Here is a 15,845-nt window from a genome sequence, read left to right on the forward strand (position 1 = left end):
GCCGCCGAGCGGGTCCGGTCGCTGGGCAGCTGGGGCCGGATCGCGGCCCAGGGCGAGCGGGTCGAGCCGGACCTGGCGGTCGGCCTGCGGGCCGCGCGCCGGGCGCTCAGGGTGGTCCGGTCGCCGGGCTTGGTGGTGCCGCCGGTGAGCGAGCGCCCGTACGTGGCCTCGTTCTCGGACGAGCCGAACATCGCGGTCGGCGACGTCACCCCGTGGGGCGTGGCCGGCATGCTGGCCGACCGCTTCCCCGGCACCCGTACCCGCGAGGTGTCGGCGGCCGAGGCCGCGCCGGAGCTGCTGGACGCCCTGGTCGACGAGCTGGTGGCCGGGGCCGAGGGGCGCCGTCTGGTGCTGGTGGTCCGGGACGTGCACCGGCACGCGTGGATGTCCGCCGCGCTGGGCCGCCTGGTGGCGGCCCGGCCGGACGCCGCCGTGGTCGAGATGGGCCTGCCCCAGTCCGAGCCGGTCGGCGCGCTCCACATCGCCACCCACGGCGCCGCCCGGGTCTGCGGGCTGGCGGCCGTGGAGGTCCTCACCGGGCAGCCGGGAGCGGTCGGCTGAACCGATCGACGAGACGTCACCGGTCGTGTCCGGCAGGCGTCGGCCGACAGGCCCGTCATGCGCATGTCGCATGGCGGGCCCGTTCCGTTTCCACGGGGTTGACCTGCGGGTTCGTCGAGTGACCGTGCTCCCTCAAGCAGGCCTTAAATCCACCTTAAGATCCACCGAGGGTGACGGAACGGCGACTGGCCGCCATGCGGTACAACAGCTCTGCAACGGCCCACCCGACTAAGGCTTTTGGTCGTTGACACCACCTATGGTCTAGGCCAGAGTCCAGTCATCCGGTTCGAGATTCAACCTCGCCGGATGTGGTATCGGCCCTCCCTGAAGCTCTTCGCCGCCCCCTGTCCGGACTCTCCGCCGCGGGCGCCAATCACGCTGCCGGCGGGCAACACGGCTCTACACCCCTCGGAGGATGGCGTGCAGAAGCGTCAGCTCGTGTCGACGCTCGGGACCATGGCACTGGCGGTCGGTCTGACGGCCTGTTCCTCGTCCGCGAAGCCCGCGGGCGACGGCGGCGCGAGCGGCTCCGCGGACCCGAAGGCCGCCGGCGGCACCGTCACCGTCTGGCTGATGGACGACGCCCAGAAGAACTGGCCGGACCTGGTCCAGCGGGTCAACGACGAGTTCGCGGCGAAGTACCCGAACGTCAGCCTCAAGCTCTCCTACCAGGGGTGGGCCGACAAGGTGAGCAGGCTCGACAAGGCCATCGCCGACGGCAACGCACCCGACGTGGTCGAGCTGGGCAACACCGAGACCATGAAGTACGTGCTCTCCGGCGCGCTGGCCCCGGTGGACCGCAGCACCTTCGACAACTCCGACAGCTGGATCAAGGCGCTCGCCAACACCTGCACGTACCAGGACAAGCTCTGGTGCGTGCCCTACTACGCCGGCTCCCGCGTCGCCATCTACAACTCCACCGCCTTCCAGCAGGCCACCGGCAGCGCCGACTTCCCGAAGACCGAGGCGGACCTGCTGGCCGCGCTGGACAGGATCGCGGACCGGAACAAGGCCGACAAGACCTTCTCCCCGCTCTACCTGCCCGGCCCGTACTGGTACGCCGCGATGAGCTACGTGGCCGGGTACGGCGGCAGCATCGCCAAGTTCGACAGCTCCGGCAACTGGCACGGCACCCTGCGCGACCCCAAGTCCCAGCAGGGCATCAGCCACTTCGTCGACCTGGTGCGCAAGTACAACAAGGGCGACCTGACGGTGAACGAGCAGAACCAGTTCGAGTCGATGGCCCGCGGGCACGCCGCGTCCTTCTACGGCAACGGCTACGAGGCGGCCAGCGTGACCGCGCCGGTCACCGGCGACCCGAGCATCAAGGACGCCGTCAAGGTGGCCACCATGCCCGGTCCGGACGGCAAGCCACTGCCGACCTTCATCGGCGGCTCCGACCTCGCCGTCACCGCCAAGTCCCCGCAGGTGGCGCCGGCCACCGACTGGATCCGGATGTTCACCAGCACCAAGTCGGAGCAGGCGCTGGCCGACAAGGACATCCTGCCGAACAACCTGACCCAGCTGAACCCGCTGAAGAACAAGCCGACCACCGCCGCCGCGGCCAACGCCGTTCCGGACGCCTGGTTCACCCCGCTGGCCCCCGGCTGGGGCGCGGTCGAGAAGCAGAAGATCATCCCGGACATGCTGACCGCGATCCTCAAGGGCAAGTCGGTGGACCAGGCCACCAAGGAGGCCGACGCCGCGATCGACCAGCTGATCAACAAGCCGTCCTGACCTTCCGTCGCGCCCGTCGCGGTACGCCCCTGCCGCCTCCGGAGGGGCGTACCGGAGGGGCGTGACGGGGAGCGCACGAGCGTGCGGACGGAGGTGCCCGGCGGCAGGTGCGCCCGTAGGATTGCGGGACGAAGAACCGCAGCGAGTGTGCGGACTCGCCGCCGTGGAGGTTCCCGCCGGGCAGCCGCCCGAGCGGGGTCGAACCGTCTCATCGGAGGCAGACCCAGATGTCCGACCCGCAGACCGTTCCCGTCCCCGGCCGGATCATGGCGGCGGAGATGGCCGAGCAGCCGGCCGTCCTCCAGCGCATCCTCGACGAGGGTGCCCCGCAGATCCGCGAGGTCGCCGCGCAGATCGCCGCCCGCAACCCGCGCTTCGTCCTGCTCACCGCGCGCGGTACGTCCGACAACGCCGCGCTGTACGCCAAGTACCTGACCGAGATCCTGCTCGGCAAGCCGGCCGGCCTGACCTCGATGTCCACCACCACCGCGTACGGCGCCAAGCCGGACCTCACCGACGTCCTGGCCGTCACCGTCAGCCAGTCCGGCGGCTCGCCCGACCTGGTGGCCTCCACCAAGGCCGCCCGCGAGGCCGGCGCCATCACCCTCGCGGTGACCAACAACGCCGCCTCGCCGCTGGCCGAGGTCTCCGAGTTCCACATCGACGTGCTGGCAGGCCCGGAGAAGGCGCTGCCGGCCACCAAGACGTACACCGCCGAGCTGCTGGCGCTCTACCTGCTGGTCGAGGGCCTCGCGGAGGCATGGGGCTACCCCCGGCCGAAGGCCGGGGGTAGCCCGGCCGTCAGGGAGCTGCCCGGCCTGGCCGCCGGGGTGCTGGCCCGCAAGGCCGAGGTGAAGGCGCTGGCCGAGCGCTACCGCTTCGCCCAGCGCCTGGTCATCACCTCGCGCGGCTACGGCTACCCGACCGCCCGCGAGGCGGCGCTCAAGCTGATGGAGACCACCTACATCCCGGCCACCCCGTTCTCCGGCGCCGACCTGCTGCACGGCCCGCTGGCCATGGTGGACAACGTCTCGCCGGTCATTGCGATCGTCCCGGACGGCAAGGGCGGAGAGGCCCTCCAGCCGGTGCTGGACCGCCTGCGCGGTCGCGGCGCGGACCTCATGGTGGTCGGCCGGCAGGAGCAGGTGGAGGCCGCCTCGGCGGGCTTCGCGCTGCCGGCCGGCGTGCCCGAGGAGGTGCAGCCGATCCTGGAGATCCTGCCGCTGCAGATGCTGGCCTACGAGGTCACCATCGCCCGCGGCCAGGACCCGGACGCCCCGCGCGCCCTGGCCAAGGTCACCGAGACGAGGTAGCCCGTTGCGCATGCGAGCAGGCCCCCGGTCCACGGCCGGTGGACCGGGGGCCTGCTCCGTGAGCGGCGGAACATGGCTCCGGGGGCCGAAAGCACTACGGGCCACGGCGCCGACACGGGACCCTCAACCCATGCGGCACCGCAGCCCGGAGCTGTCGTCGGGCGCCGGGCCCGATCGAGAACTGTGCGGGGTCCTCGATCTGCGGCGTCCGACCGAGGAGGGGTCGCGCGCGGTCAGGGCAGTTGCGCGAGAGCCTCTCCTTGGTGCCCTTTCATTGTGGACTAGACCAATCTCGGTTGTCCAGGCCTCTCGGAAAATTGGTCTAAACAACTCCCGGGAGTGGGCAGGCCCCGCCGGGTCTCCCGCAAGCCCCCCGCGAGTCCGTCCGCGGGTCCGCCGCGCCCCGCCCGGACCGGCGGCGCTACGCTCGCCATGTGCCCTCGCTGAACGAACTCGTCCGCCGCCACACCACCCTCACCGGGGCCGACGTGGAATGGCTCCACCACCTGGTCTCGGAGTGGCAGCTGCTCTCCGACCTCTCCTTCGCCGACCTGGTGCTGTGGATCCCCACCTGGGACGGCATCCGCTACGTATCGGTGGCGCAGATGCGGCCCAACACCGGGCCCACCTCCTACCAGGACGACATGGTCGGCCACCTCGTCCCGCGCGGCCGCCGCCCGCTGCTGGACGCCGCCTTCGACGAGGGGCGGATCGTGCGCGAGGGCGACCCGGAGTGGCGCGAGGAGGTGCCGGTCCGGGTCGAGTCGATCCCGGTCCGGCGCGAGGGCAAGGTGCTGGGCGTGATCGCCCGCAACACCAACCTGCTGACCGTCCGCACCCCGAGCCGACTGGAGCTCACCTACCTCCAGAGCGCCTCCGACCTGGCCCAGATGATCGCGGCCGGCTCCTTCCCCTACCCCGGCGTCGAGCAGGCCGACATGGACGCCGCCCCCCGGGTCGGCGACGGCCTGATCCGGCTGGACGCGGACGGCATCGTCACCTACGCCAGCCCCAACGCCCTCTCCGCCTACCACCGCCTCGGCCTCACCACCGACCTGGTCGGCAGCCACCTCGGCCGGGCCACCGCCGACCTCGCCCCGCCCTCCCGCTCGGCCGTCCACGAGGCGCTGGTGAAGCTGGCGAGTGGCTGGGCGCCCCGGCAGACCGAGGTGGAGGCGCAGGGGGGAGTGGTGACCCTGCGGGCGATCCCGCTCAAGCCCAAGGGCACCCTGACCGGTTCGCTGGTGCTCTGCCGGGACGTCACCGAGCTGCGCCGCCGCGACCGCGAGCTGATGACCAAGGACGCCACCATCCGGGAGATCCACCACCGGGTGAAGAACAACCTCCAGACCGTCGCGGCCCTGCTGCGGCTGCAGTCCCGCCGGATGGAGTCGGAGTCCGGCCGGGCCGCGCTGGACGAGGCGGTGCGCCGGGTCGGTTCGATCGCGATCGTGCACGAGACGCTCTCCCAGGCGCTGGACGAGCAGGTGGCCTTCGACGAGATCGCCGACCGGGTGCTGGCGATGGTGATGGAGCTGTCCCAGGACGGCCGGGTGGCGACCCGCCGCACCGGCAGCTTCGGCATCCTGTCCGCCGAGGTGGCCACCCCGCTGTCGATGGTGCTGACCGAACTGCTCCAGAACGCCCTGGAGCACGCGTTCGGCCCGACCGCCTCCGGGAACCTGGAGGTCAGCGCGCTGCGCGGGCGGGCCCCGGCGACCGGGAAGGGCTGGTCGGACAGCTGGAACGGCGGCGCCCGGCCGGAGGAGTACCTGCTGATCACTGTGCAGGACGACGGCCGTGGAATGCCGGAGGGGTTCGACCCGAAGACGGCGGGCAACCTCGGGCTGCAGATCGTCCGGACGCTGGCGACCGGTGAACTGGGCGGCACCTTCGACATGGTGGCCGGCCCGAACGGCGGGACGAAGGTGGTCCTGGAGATCCCGGTCCGCTGAGGCCCCGGTCCGCTGAAAAGCTGCTGAGAATCCGTTGCGCGAAGGCGCACGGCGGGGGCGTGCGCTCGGCGGAAGCGCCGGGTGCACGCTCCACGCGCCGGAGTGCGGAAGCCGAAGTGCGGAAACAGAAACGAGGCCCTGTCGACCGGGGGGGGTGGGTCGACAGGGCCTCTCAACCCGTTCCGGCCGTCGGGGGGAGTCGGCCGGAACGGGGGCTCTGGGTGGTGCGACACCTCGCCGGTGCGTTGCACACGGTGAGCGCCACAGCTCCACGATATTGCTCTAAGTGAACAGTATCAAGTGTCTGGGCGGGCTCGGTGTCGCGGGACCCGGCTGGGCAAGGTCCTTTGTGCGGAAGGCTTCACCAGGAGGTGCAGGGAAGCCTTTGATCATGTGTCGATCGGTACTGCGGTTCTGCCGGTGCTACGGCGTGTGATCGCTGGGCGATCAGGCGGTGCGGGCGCGGTTGCGGGCGGCGCGGCGCTTCATCGCGCGACGCTCGTCCTCGCTCATGCCGCCCCAGACGCCGGCGTCCTGGCCGGTCTCGAGCGCCCACTGGAGGCACTGCTCCATCACCGGACAGCGGCGGCACACGGCCTTGGCTTCCTCGATCTGCAGCAGAGCAGGACCGGTGTTCCCGATCGGGAAGAACAGCTCCGGGTCCTCTTCGCGGCAGACAGCGCGGTGGCGCCAGTCCATGGTCGTCCAACTCCTCCTGCCGCGGGGGGTGGCCCGATCGGCATAATCGAATGGCTTGTGAATGTGAACGCTTTCACGAATCCCGCAACAGCAAAAGAGACCAAAGGCCCACCGGGCCCGGGTGGTCTGTGCTGGGGGGGATTCGGCGATTCGAGGGGCACTCCGCGGTCGGCGCTCCTGTGGTTCCGGAGTTGCCGTCGCTGCGATGTGTCCCGATCGCCATGTAGAGGTTCGCAAACCTCGGGCTCGGATACAACCCCCTTCGGGGAGGAATTTTGGATTCTTCGGTGTCGCCTAGCTCACAGCCAGTACTTCTATGGAGTGAAGGGGGCTTGTGCGTTCGAGAAGAAGGGGGAAGCCCTCTTCCAGTCACACAATCACACGCAGTGCCCGCCGTACGCCTGTGAAACTGACGCGACTCCTGTCTCCAAGATGGTCCCCGTCGACTTGGAACGGGGCCGGTTCCTCTGAAACCAAGGTGAAGTGTCTGACGTCGTGATAGGAGACGACGTGCTTCCCGGAAGGCCCGGCCGGAGGGGCGCCGCCGCTCGAAGACGTGTACGACCGCAGGATCTGACGGACCGTTCGAGCCGTGCCGAACGCCGTCATCCGGGTGATGCCGAAGACGTCCAGATCCGTGTCGAAGGAGGCGAGCGGTGAGGGGTAGACCGGACGGTTGCCGAGGAAGGTCCAGGGCGAGGTGTTGCTGACTATCGACAGGACCAGGCCCGGAACCCGTTCGCGGCCCGGCAGCTCCAGGGAGATCGGGCCGGAGCGGCGCTGCTCACGCTGGGTGAAGTAGTGCCGGAGCGCCTGGCCGACGTACAGGGCGTGGGTGGACTTGCGCCCGGCCCGGCGCTGCTCCTCGACCCGGCCGACCACCCCGGCGTCGAAGCCGAGGCCGGCGGTGAAGGTGAACCAGCGGTCCGGCAGCCCGTCGGTCATCGCCTTGCCCAGCCCGATCGGCCGCTCCCGGCCGTGCTCCAGCGCGTCCAGCAGGGCGCCGGTGGCCTCCACCGGGTCGTTGGGCAGACCCAGCGCGCGGGCGAACACGTTGGTCGAACCGCCCGGCACCACGGCCAGTCGCGGGACCTTCTCGCCCGGGCCGTGCGCCAGCAGCCCGTTCACCACCTCGTTGACGGTGCCGTCCCCGCCCAGCGCCACCACCAGGTCGACCGTGCCGTCCTCCGACGCCTCGCGGGCCAGGTCGCGCGCGTGGCCCCGGTACTGGGTCTCGGCGACCTCCAGCTTGAGATCGCTGCGCAGCGCGTGGATCAGGACGTCCCTGGTCCGGCCACTGGTGGTGGTGGCCTTGTGGTTCACGACCAGGAGAGCGCGCATGGGGAAAGCCTACGGGTCGGTACGGACCAACCGGCGGCTACCCTGCTGGAGTGACCGCAGAAACCTCCGCACCCGCACCCTCGGCCGGCTCCGGCCGCCCGGCCTCCCTGACCCTGGGCGCCGCCATCACGGCTCTGGAGGGCGCCGCGCTGGCCGTCGTCGGCGTCTGGGACATGGTGGCCGCGCTGTCCGGCCAGGCCAAGCAGCTGGCCCTGAACGAGTTCGGCGGAGCGGTCATCGTGCTGCTCGGCGTGCTGCCGGTCCTGGCCGCCCTCGCGCTGCTCAAGGAGCGCCGCTGGGGCCGCAGTCCGGCGGTGCTGACCAACTCGATCTGCCTGCCGGTCGCCTACTACATGGTCCAGAGCGGCGGGGCGATGGTCGCGGTCGGCGCGCTGGTCGGCGTGCTCGGCCTGGCGGGCATCGGCTGCCTGCTGAACCCGAAGTCGACGGCGGCCCTGTACGCCCCGTCCGAGGACTAGGGGCGCACAGGGCCGCCGGGTGACCGCACGGCCGCCGAGCCGGAGCTGGGCGGCCGTCAGTCCTACTCCTCCACCAGGAGCTTCTCCCGCAGCTGGGCCAAGGTCCGGGCGAGCAGCCGGGACACGTGCATCTGGGAGATCCCCACCTCGGCGGCGATCTGCGACTGGGTCATGTTCCGGAAGAACCGCAGCACCAGGATCTTCTGCTCCCGGGGCGGCAGTTGGGCCAGCAGCGGCTTGAGCGACTCGCGGTACTCGACGCCCTCCAGCGCCTCGTCGGTCGCGCCCAGGGTGTCCGCGACGGCCGGCGACTCGTCGTCGCTGTCCGGAACGTCCAGGGACAGCGTGGAGTACGCGTTGGCGGACTCCAGGCCCTCCAGGACGTCCTCCTCGGAGATCCCCAGGTGCTCGGCCAGCTCGTGCACCGTGGGGGAGCGGCCGTGCCGCTGGGAGAGCTCGCTGGTCGCCGTGGTGAGCGACAGCCGCAGCTCCTGGAGCCGGCGCGGGACGCGCACCGCCCAGCCCTTGTCGCGGAAGTGCCGCTTGATCTCCCCGACGATGGTCGGCGTCGCGTAGGTGGAGAACTCGACGCCGCGCTCGTGGTCGAAGCGGTCCACCGACTTGATCAGGCCGATGGTGGCGACCTGGGTGAGGTCGTCCAGCGGCTCGCCCCGGTTCCGGAAGCGCCGGGCCAGGTGCTCGACCAGCGGGATGTGCATCCGCACCAGCTGGTTGCGCAGCTCGACCCGCTCCGGGGAGCCCTCGGGCAGTGCGGACAGCCGGACGAACAGCGCGCGGGCGGCCTCCCGGTCCGGGGCGCCGGTGCGGTGCGAGCTCTGGGCGGGCACGGCGCCGTGCAGCTCGGCCTCGACCTCCTGGTCCGCCCCGTCCACCGGGTCCGGCGGTGGCACGGAGGCAGGCGTCGGCTCGGACGTCGGCTCGGTGGGGTGGCTCATCCGGTGGGCGTCCTTCGGGTGCGCTTCGTCGTTGGCGGCGAGACCGGGAACGCTCGCCTGGGTCGGTACGGCAGGTCCCGCCGTCGCGAGGCCGGTACGGTCCAGATCACTCACGGCCATTCCCCCGTTCCGTTCCGGGAGCACCGGGGCCGGTGGCCCCGGAATCGTCTCGTTGGTCGTACCGCCTGGGGGCGGTACCGGGAGCCGTCCGTCGGGCCCCGGGTCGGGGGAGCGGCGGACGGCCCTTGCGCGGGTGCTGCTCGGTCGTGCGGTTCGGTCCGGCGCCCGACTAGTGGGCGGGGGACCCTCCGCGCTTCTTGTGCAGGCTGATCGACACGGTGTTGTCCTCGCCGACCGAGGAGTCGACCTCGCCGGCCAGGGCGGAGAGCACCGTCCAGGCGAAGGTGTCCCGTTCGGGCGCCTTGCCGTCGGTGGTCGGGGCGGAGACGGTGACCTTCAACGAGTCGCCGACCAGCCGGAACTCGCAGGACAGTACGGAACCGGGCACCGCCTGCTGGAGCAGGATGGCGCAGGCCTCGTCGACCGCGATCCGCAGGTCCTCGATCTCGTCGAGCGTGAAGTCCAGCCGGGCCGCCAGCCCGGCCGTCGCTGTTCGCAGCACGGAGAGGTAGGCCCCCGCTGCGGGCAGCCGGACCTCCACGAAGTCCTGAACACCGAGATCGCCGTCGATCTGGGACACCCTTGCCTCCTGGGTGGCGCGCTGTGCTTTCTTGGTACCCCGCTTGTTACCGCTTGCTACCCCCGGAGGGGGCCCGGCGTCGCGGATCCGCCATCGCTCTGCCTTCCGCACCCCGGTTCGGGAGTTACTCATGGTAAGGCATTGCGACGCAGGGTGGCAGACCCTTTCACCGGACTCCGGACGGCCGTTCAGCGCCGTCCGGCGGAGGCCAGCGCCTCGTCGGTGAGCCGGTACACCGTCCACTCGTCCATCGACACCGCGCCGATCGACTTGTAGAAGTCGATCGAGGGCTGGTTCCAGTCCAGGACCGACCACTCGACCCGAGAGTAGCCGCGTTCGACGGCGATCCGGGCGAGTTCCAGCAGCAGCGCCTTGCCGTGGCCGCCGCCGCGCGACTCCGGGCGGACGTAGAGGTCCTCCAGGTAGATCCCGTGAGTGCCGCGCCAGGTCGAGAAGTTGCGGAACCAGAGCGCGAAGCCGACCGGCTCGCCGGTGGCGTCGTCCTCGGCGATCAGCCCGAACAGGGCCGGGTTCTCGCCGAACAGGGCCTCGCGCAGCTGCTCCTCGGTGGCCTTCGCCTCGTGCAGGGCCTTCTCGTACTCCGCGAGTTCGCGGATCATGGCGTGGATGACGGGGACGTCGGTGGCGACGGCGGTGCGGATCATGCCTGTGAGCCTACTGCTCGGGACCGGTCTCGTCCCAGGCCTGGACGGAGGTCTGGTCGACGATCCGGCCGTCCCGCAGCCCGGCCATCGAGGACATCAGCACCCGGACGCCGTCCGGGTACCGGCAGGACTCCAGGAAGGCGACGTGGTCGCCCTGGACCACCACCTGTTCCAGCTTGTGGGTCATCTCGCGGCCGTAGATGTCGTCCAGCATGGCGCCGATCTCCTCCCGCCCGTGCATCACCAGGGGGTGGCTGGGCTGGGTCCTGCGGTCGACCATGCGCAGTTCGGCGTCCTCCGCGTAGAGCGACAGGAGGACCTCGGCGTCGCAGCGTTCGATGCCCTCGCGCAGTGCGCGGGTGTCGAAGGCGGTGGGTGCCGCCATGGTGGTCATGATCTCGCTCCTCCGGTCGGTTCCGTCGGCTCGTACCTTGAGCGTACGCCCGGCCGCCCGTACCGGAGGGGCGGGATCCGGGCCGGTCAGCGGGCCGGCACGGTGCGCAGGTACTCGGCCAGCGCGCTGATCGCGGCCGGGTTGCGCGGGCTCTCCACCAGGTCGACGTAGTCCATGACGAAGATCCGGTCGTTCCTGATCGCGGAGACGTTCGCCAGCGCCGGGAAGGTCTTGAGGAACTTCCGCTTCTCCTCGGCCCCGGGCGTCGCGTAGTCGTTGATCACGATCACCTCGGGGTCGCGCTGCACCACGCTCTCCCAGCCGGCCGTGACCCAGCTGTCGGTGAGGTCGCCCATCACGTTGGTCCCGCCGGCCTTGGCGATGATCTCGTTCGCGGCGGCGAACTTCCCGGCGGTGTACGGCTTGTCCTGCCCGCTGTCGTACAGGAAGACGGACGGGCGGCGCCCGGGCTGCGGGACGGCGGCGATCTGCGCCTTGAAGTCGGCGATCAGCTTGTCGGCGCGGTCCTTGACGTCGAAGATCTCACCGAGGTTGGCCAGGTCGGTGTAGAGCGCCTCCAGCGGGTCCATCACGCCGCGTTCGGTGCCCTTGCCGCTGCGACAGGACTCGCTGAGCACGTACGAGTCGATGCCGAGCGCCTTGAAGGCCTGCGGGGTGACGCCCCGGCCCTCGTCGAAGCCGTAGTGCCAGCCGGCGAAGACCAGGTCGGCCCTGGCGTCCAGTGCGATCTCCTTGGTGATCTGCTGCTTGGAGAGCCACGCCGTCTGCTGGTAGCCGTCCTTCCAGGCGACCTTGTCGATCCGCCCCTTGTCGTCGGGCATCACGTAGCCGGCCATCCGGTCGGCGAGGCCGAGCGAGAGCATCAGCTCGGTGATGCCGACGTCGTTGGTCACCACCCGGGCGGGCTTCCGGTCGAAGGTGAGCTCGTCGCCGCAGTTGCGCACGGTCACCGGGTAGTGGGCGGAGGCGGTGGCGGCCTCCTGCGGGGCGATCTCGGCGCCGCAGGCGGTGAGTCCGAGGGCGAGCAGGGCGGTGGTGGCAACGGCCTTGGTGCGCACGGTGGTTCCTCTGGAGGGGGTGGGATCAGGCGGAGTGGTCGAGGCGGTCGAACAGCAGCTGGAGGGTGCCCGTCCCCGGGTGTCGCACCGGGGTGCCGCGGACGCCGAACACCTCGGCCAGCAGGGCGGGTCGGAGCACCTCGCCGGGCGGACCGGAGGCGACGATCCGGCCGGCCCGCAGCATGTACAGCAGGTCGCAGTGGCTCGCCGCCAGATTGAGGTCGTGCAGCGCGGTGAGCACCGTCGGACCGGCCTCGCGGGCGAGCGCCAGCACCTCCAACTGGTGCGCGATGTCGAGGTGGTTGGTGGGTTCGTCCAGCACCAGCAGGCGCGGCTCCTGGACCAGCGCGCGGGCGAACAGCACCCGCTGCTTCTCGCCCCCGGACAGGCTCAGGAAGCCCCGCTCGGCGAGGTGCCCGGCCCGGACCTTGCGCAGCGCCTCGGCGCAGCGCTCCCCGTCCCCCTCGGCCGGGGCGCCGAGGCGGCGGCGGTGCGGCAGCCGGCCCATGGCGACCACCTCGGCCACCGTGAAGTCGAACTCGGCGGAGTGCTCCTGGGTCAGCGCGGCCACCCGGCGGGCCGTCTCGCGGGCGGTGAGGGCGTGCAGGTCGTCGCCGGCCAGCCGGACCACGCCGCCGGCCGGCTTCAGCACCCGGTAGACGCAGCGCAGCAGGGTCGACTTGCCGCTGCCGTTCGGGCCGACCAGCCCGACCACCTGCCCGGCGGCGGCCGCCAGGCTCACCTCGTGGACCAGCCGGGTGCCGGCCAGCTCCACCGATACGGCGTCGACGGCGAGGTCCTCGGCCCGCACCGGTCCGGTCACGCCGGCCGTCTCGGTCAGGTCGGTCATCGGGTGCCTCCGAAGGCCTGGCCGCGGCGGCGCATCATCACCAGGAAGGCGGGCACGCCGAGCACCGCGGTGAACACCCCGACGGGCAGTTCGGCGGGCGCCAGCAGGGTGCGCGAGGCGATGTCCACCCAGACCAGCAGCAGCGCCCCGGCGAGCGGCGCGATCACCAGCACCCGGCGGTGCCCCGCGCCGACCAGCATCCGCGCCAGGTGCGGCATCAGCAGCCCGACGAAGCCGATCGCCCCGCTGACCGCGACCACGGTGCCGGTGACGGCGGCGGTCACCACGAACAGCTCACGGCGCAGCCGGTCCGGGTCCACGCCGAGCGAGGCGGAGGTCTCGTCGCCCATGGCGAGCGCGTCCAGCCGCCCGGCGGCGCAGGCCAGGTAGGCGAGGCCGGCCAGCACCGTGACGGCGGCGATCGGCACCTTGCCCCAGGTGGCGCCGCCGAGGCTGCCGAGCAGCCACATCATGGCGTCCCGGGCGGCCTCGCCGCGGTCGGCGGCGAAGACCATCAGGGTGGTGGCGGCGGAGAAGCCGTAGGACAGGGCGGTGCCGGTGAGCACCAGGCGCAGTGGGGTGAGCCCGTACGCGGTGCGGGCGGCGAGGTAGACCAGCGTCATGGCGGCCAGTGCGGAGCCGAAGGCGGAGGCGGAGACCGCCCACACCCCGAGCGAGGCGAAGGCGCCGAACAACAGCACGGCGTTGGCGCCGACGGCCGCGCCGGAGGAGATGCCGAGCACGAAGGGGTCGGCCAGCGCGTTGCGCACCAGTGCCTGGACGGCGACCCCGCAGGCGGCCAGCCCGGCGCCGACCACGGCGGCCAGCACGGTGCGCGGCAGCCGGATCTCCCAGACGATCGCGTACGCGGCCGCCTCGCCGGCGTCCAGCCGGCCGCCCGTCAGCCCGGCGCCCAGCAGCCGCAGTACGCGGGGCAGGCCGAGTCCGGAGGAGCCGAGGGCGACCCCGCAGACCAGCGAGAGCAGCAGTGCGGCGGCGAGGCCGGCGGCGAGCGGGACGACGGGTATTCGACGAGCGGGCGGGCCGACTGCACGGTTGACGGGTGCGCGGTTCACGGGTGCGCCTTGCCTCGGGCCGCGGGTGCGCCGGGGCGGGCGCCGGCCGGAGGCGTGCCGGGGCGCCGTTCCCCTCGCAGTCCGCGGCGAGTTGTCGGGAGGTCGGCGGCCGAGGGCGATCGGGCTGGCGCGGTCGTACGGGCTGGTACGGGCCGTGCTCACCGTTGCGGGTCAGCGCCGGATTCACACCGGACTTCCCCCTCGGACGCCCTGGCAGCATAACAGCCACTCAGGGCAGGCAACCCTTACTTCGCCGGATCGGACGTGAACGCACGACCGCCCCCGTCCGGCGGTGCGGACGGGGGCGGTCGGGTGGCGACGCGTCAGGCTCAGGCCTGCTTGGTCTCCCAGAAGATCTTGTCGACCTCGGCGATCAGGTCCAGCAGGGCCTGGCCGGTGGCCGGGTCGGTGGACGCCTTGGCGGCCGAGGCGGCCTTCAGGGTGTCGTTGATCAGCTGGTGCAGCTGCGGGTACTTCTCGAAGTGCGGGGCCTTGAAGTAGTCGCTCCACAGCACCGAGATGTGGTGCTTGACGGCCTCGGCGCGCTGCTCCTTGATGATGATGGCGCGGGCGCGGAAGTGCGGGTCCTCGTTGGCCTGGTACTTCTCCTGGGTGGCCTTGACCGACTCGGCCTCGATCCGGGCCTGCGCCGGGTCGTACACGCCGCAGGGCAGGTCGCAGTGGGCGTGGGCGGTGGCGCGCGGTGCAAACAGACGAGAGAACATGGGAGTCCTTCCTTAGATCGTCTTCCCGCGCCCGAGATTACCCTTCCGCCCTCCCGGTTTCGCGATCGGGCGGTGGGCCTAGGGCAAAAGGCGGACCTGGAAACGGGGCATTCGGGACATCGAACGGGTGACGGTCCGTGCGGCAGACTGGGGGCGGGCGGATCGGGAGGAGGAGTCGTGGCGCGGAGCACGCGGCCGGAGGGTGCCGGAGCCGGGAGGCAGGGCCGGGACGGTGGCGCGCTGCCGTTCGGGCTGGTCGACGTGGCGGGGCCGTCGATGGTCCCGACCCTGCGCGAGGGCGACCAGCTGCTGGTCCGCTACGGCGCGCCGATCCGGCCGGGCGCGGTGGTGGTCTTCCGCCACCCGTTCCAGCAGGACCTGCTGGTGGTGAAGCGGGCCGCCGAGCGCCGGGCCAAGGGCTGGTGGCTGCTCTCCGACAACCGCCCGGTGGACAGCGACAGCCGCAGCTACGGCGCGGTCCCGGACGAGTTGGTGCTCGGCCGGGCGCTGCTGCGGCTGCGTCCGAGCCCGGCCTGGCTGGCGCCGGGGCGACGCCTGGAGCGGCTGCTGCTCGCCCCGCGGCTGGCCCGGGTGCCGGGCCTGGCCCGCCGGCTCGGCGTCTGGGTGGAAGAGGTCTAGGACCCGCTAGGCGCGGGCCGCGGCCTCCGCCTCCTGGCGCTTGCGGGCCCGGTAGGCGGCCACGTTGGCGCGGGTCGCGCAGCGGTCCGAGCAGTAGCGGCGGGAGCGGTTGGTCGAGGTGTCCAGGTAGGCGTTGCGGCAGGGCGCGGCCTGGCAGATGCCCAGCCGGTCGGCGCCCAGTTCGGTCAGGTGGACGGCCAGGCCCATGCACGCGACCGCGCTGAAGTGCGCGGTGGCGGTCGGCGAGTTGTCGGCCAGGTGCAGGTGCCAGCGCGGCCGTCCGGCGTCGTCCAGGTAGTCGTGCCCGGAGATCAGCGGGCTGACGGGGTACTCCATCAGCAGGCTGTTCAGCAGGTCGACCCCCCGGGTCTCGTCCCCTTCGGCGGCGGCCTCGAAGACCCCGCGCAGCCGGGTCCGCACCGCCCGCAGCCGGGGCAGGTCGGACTCGTCGGCGAGGGCGGCGGCCCGCGAGGAGTCGGAGAACAGGGCACGCACCGCCTCCACGGAGGTCAGTGTGTCGGTGCCGCGCTCGGGCTCCTCGGTGTTCACCAGCCGAACGGCGAGATCGGCGTAGGCGGCGAGCTCCACAGGGGTCCTTCCAGAATTCGGTAACGGGCTGACTGCCTCCAGCCTATTACCCGTGCGGGGAAAACGTCGGCGCCCGGCAGGACGGGCC

General features: G+C 71.8%; 16 protein-coding genes, 1 pseudogene and 1 riboswitch. Of the genes and pseudogenes, 6 read left to right on the forward strand and 11 right to left on the reverse strand.

Annotated elements, in window-relative coordinates; all coding sequences use genetic code 11:
- The 4 genes and pseudogenes from KS423_RS18860 to KS423_RS18875 all read left to right on the forward strand — a co-directional run.
- Nucleotides 1–561, forward strand: a pseudogene (locus KS423_RS18860) (glycoside hydrolase family 3 protein); the annotation flags it as partial.
- A 456-nt stretch (nt 562–1,017) separates the two neighbouring features.
- A complete protein-coding gene (locus tag KS423_RS18865; protein ID WP_263455000.1) occupies nt 1,018–2,298 on the forward strand; it encodes an extracellular solute-binding protein in 1,281 nt (426 codons plus the stop codon).
- 227 nt (nt 2,299–2,525) lie between these two features.
- Nucleotides 2,526–3,611, forward strand: a complete 1,086-nt coding sequence (locus KS423_RS18870; protein WP_224280719.1) for an SIS domain-containing protein — start codon at nt 2,526–2,528, stop codon at nt 3,609–3,611.
- A 434-nt stretch (nt 3,612–4,045) separates the two neighbouring features.
- Nucleotides 4,046–5,566 (forward strand): sensor histidine kinase, encoded by a 1,521-nt coding sequence (locus KS423_RS18875; RefSeq protein ID WP_224280720.1) that lies wholly within the window; start codon nt 4,046–4,048, stop codon nt 5,564–5,566.
- Nucleotides 5,567–6,013: 447 nt separating this feature from the next.
- On the opposite strand, the gene KS423_RS18880 is transcribed toward KS423_RS18875, so the two are convergent.
- Entirely contained in the window at nt 6,014–6,265 is a 252-nt protein-coding gene (locus KS423_RS18880) for a WhiB family transcriptional regulator (RefSeq protein ID WP_014138019.1), read from the reverse strand.
- 369 nt (nt 6,266–6,634) lie between these two features.
- Nucleotides 6,635–7,606 (reverse strand): diacylglycerol kinase family protein, encoded by a 972-nt coding sequence (locus KS423_RS18885; protein ID WP_224280721.1) that lies wholly within the window; start codon nt 7,604–7,606, stop codon nt 6,635–6,637.
- 50 nt (nt 7,607–7,656) lie between these two features.
- Here KS423_RS18885 and KS423_RS18890 point away from each other — a divergent pair, with 50 nt between their 5' ends.
- On the forward strand, nt 7,657–8,085 hold the full coding sequence (locus tag KS423_RS18890; protein WP_224280722.1) for a hypothetical protein: 429 nt from the start codon (nt 7,657–7,659) through the stop codon (nt 8,083–8,085).
- A gap of 62 nt (nt 8,086–8,147) precedes the next feature.
- On the opposite strand, the gene KS423_RS18895 is transcribed toward KS423_RS18890, so the two are convergent.
- The 8 genes from KS423_RS18895 to sodN form a co-directional block, all read right to left on the reverse strand.
- The gene (locus tag KS423_RS18895) at nt 8,148–9,155 is read right to left on the reverse strand and encodes an RNA polymerase sigma factor SigF (protein ID WP_374119980.1); all 1,008 of its coding nucleotides are present in this window, start codon (nt 9,153–9,155) and stop codon (nt 8,148–8,150) included.
- Nucleotides 9,156–9,330: 175 nt separating this feature from the next.
- The gene (locus tag KS423_RS18900) at nt 9,331–9,741 is read right to left on the reverse strand and encodes an anti-sigma regulatory factor (protein WP_224280723.1); all 411 of its coding nucleotides are present in this window, start codon (nt 9,739–9,741) and stop codon (nt 9,331–9,333) included.
- A 188-nt stretch (nt 9,742–9,929) separates the two neighbouring features.
- Nucleotides 9,930–10,406, reverse strand: a complete 477-nt coding sequence (locus tag KS423_RS18905; RefSeq protein WP_224280724.1) for a GNAT family N-acetyltransferase — start codon at nt 10,404–10,406, stop codon at nt 9,930–9,932.
- Between the two features lie 10 nt (nt 10,407–10,416).
- On the reverse strand, nt 10,417–10,800 hold the full coding sequence (locus tag KS423_RS18910; RefSeq protein ID WP_224280725.1) for a nuclear transport factor 2 family protein: 384 nt from the start codon (nt 10,798–10,800) through the stop codon (nt 10,417–10,419).
- An 86-nt stretch (nt 10,801–10,886) separates the two neighbouring features.
- Nucleotides 10,887–11,879, reverse strand: a complete 993-nt coding sequence (locus KS423_RS18915; RefSeq protein WP_224280726.1) for an ABC transporter substrate-binding protein — start codon at nt 11,877–11,879, stop codon at nt 10,887–10,889.
- A gap of 25 nt (nt 11,880–11,904) precedes the next feature.
- On the reverse strand, nt 11,905–12,729 hold the full coding sequence (locus KS423_RS18920; RefSeq protein WP_224280727.1) for an ABC transporter ATP-binding protein: 825 nt from the start codon (nt 12,727–12,729) through the stop codon (nt 11,905–11,907).
- Entirely contained in the window at nt 12,726–13,805 is a 1,080-nt protein-coding gene (locus KS423_RS18925; RefSeq protein WP_224280728.1) for an iron ABC transporter permease, read from the reverse strand. The genes KS423_RS18920 and KS423_RS18925 overlap by 4 nt, the downstream gene beginning before the upstream one ends.
- A 92-nt stretch (nt 13,806–13,897) precedes the next feature.
- A riboswitch (cobalamin riboswitch) is annotated at nt 13,898–14,047 on the reverse strand.
- A gap of 87 nt (nt 14,048–14,134) precedes the next feature.
- Complete coding sequence (gene sodN / locus KS423_RS18930) at nt 14,135–14,530, reverse strand: superoxide dismutase, Ni (RefSeq protein WP_224280729.1); 396 nt, start codon at nt 14,528–14,530, stop codon at nt 14,135–14,137.
- A 276-nt stretch (nt 14,531–14,806) separates the two neighbouring features.
- Here sodN and sodX point away from each other — a divergent pair, with 276 nt between their 5' ends.
- Nucleotides 14,807–15,169 (forward strand): nickel-type superoxide dismutase maturation protease, encoded by a 363-nt coding sequence (sodX, locus tag KS423_RS18935; RefSeq protein ID WP_263455005.1) that lies wholly within the window; start codon nt 14,807–14,809, stop codon nt 15,167–15,169.
- 6 nt (nt 15,170–15,175) lie between these two features.
- Here sodX and KS423_RS18940 read toward each other — a convergent pair whose 3' ends face one another.
- The gene (locus KS423_RS18940) at nt 15,176–15,757 is read right to left on the reverse strand and encodes an ABATE domain-containing protein (protein WP_224280731.1); all 582 of its coding nucleotides are present in this window, start codon (nt 15,755–15,757) and stop codon (nt 15,176–15,178) included.
- Between the last annotated feature and the right edge of the window lie 88 nt (nt 15,758–15,845).

The organism is Streptomyces sp. LS1784, assembly GCF_020103755.1.
Lineage (GTDB): Bacteria > Actinomycetota > Actinomycetes > Streptomycetales > Streptomycetaceae > Kitasatospora.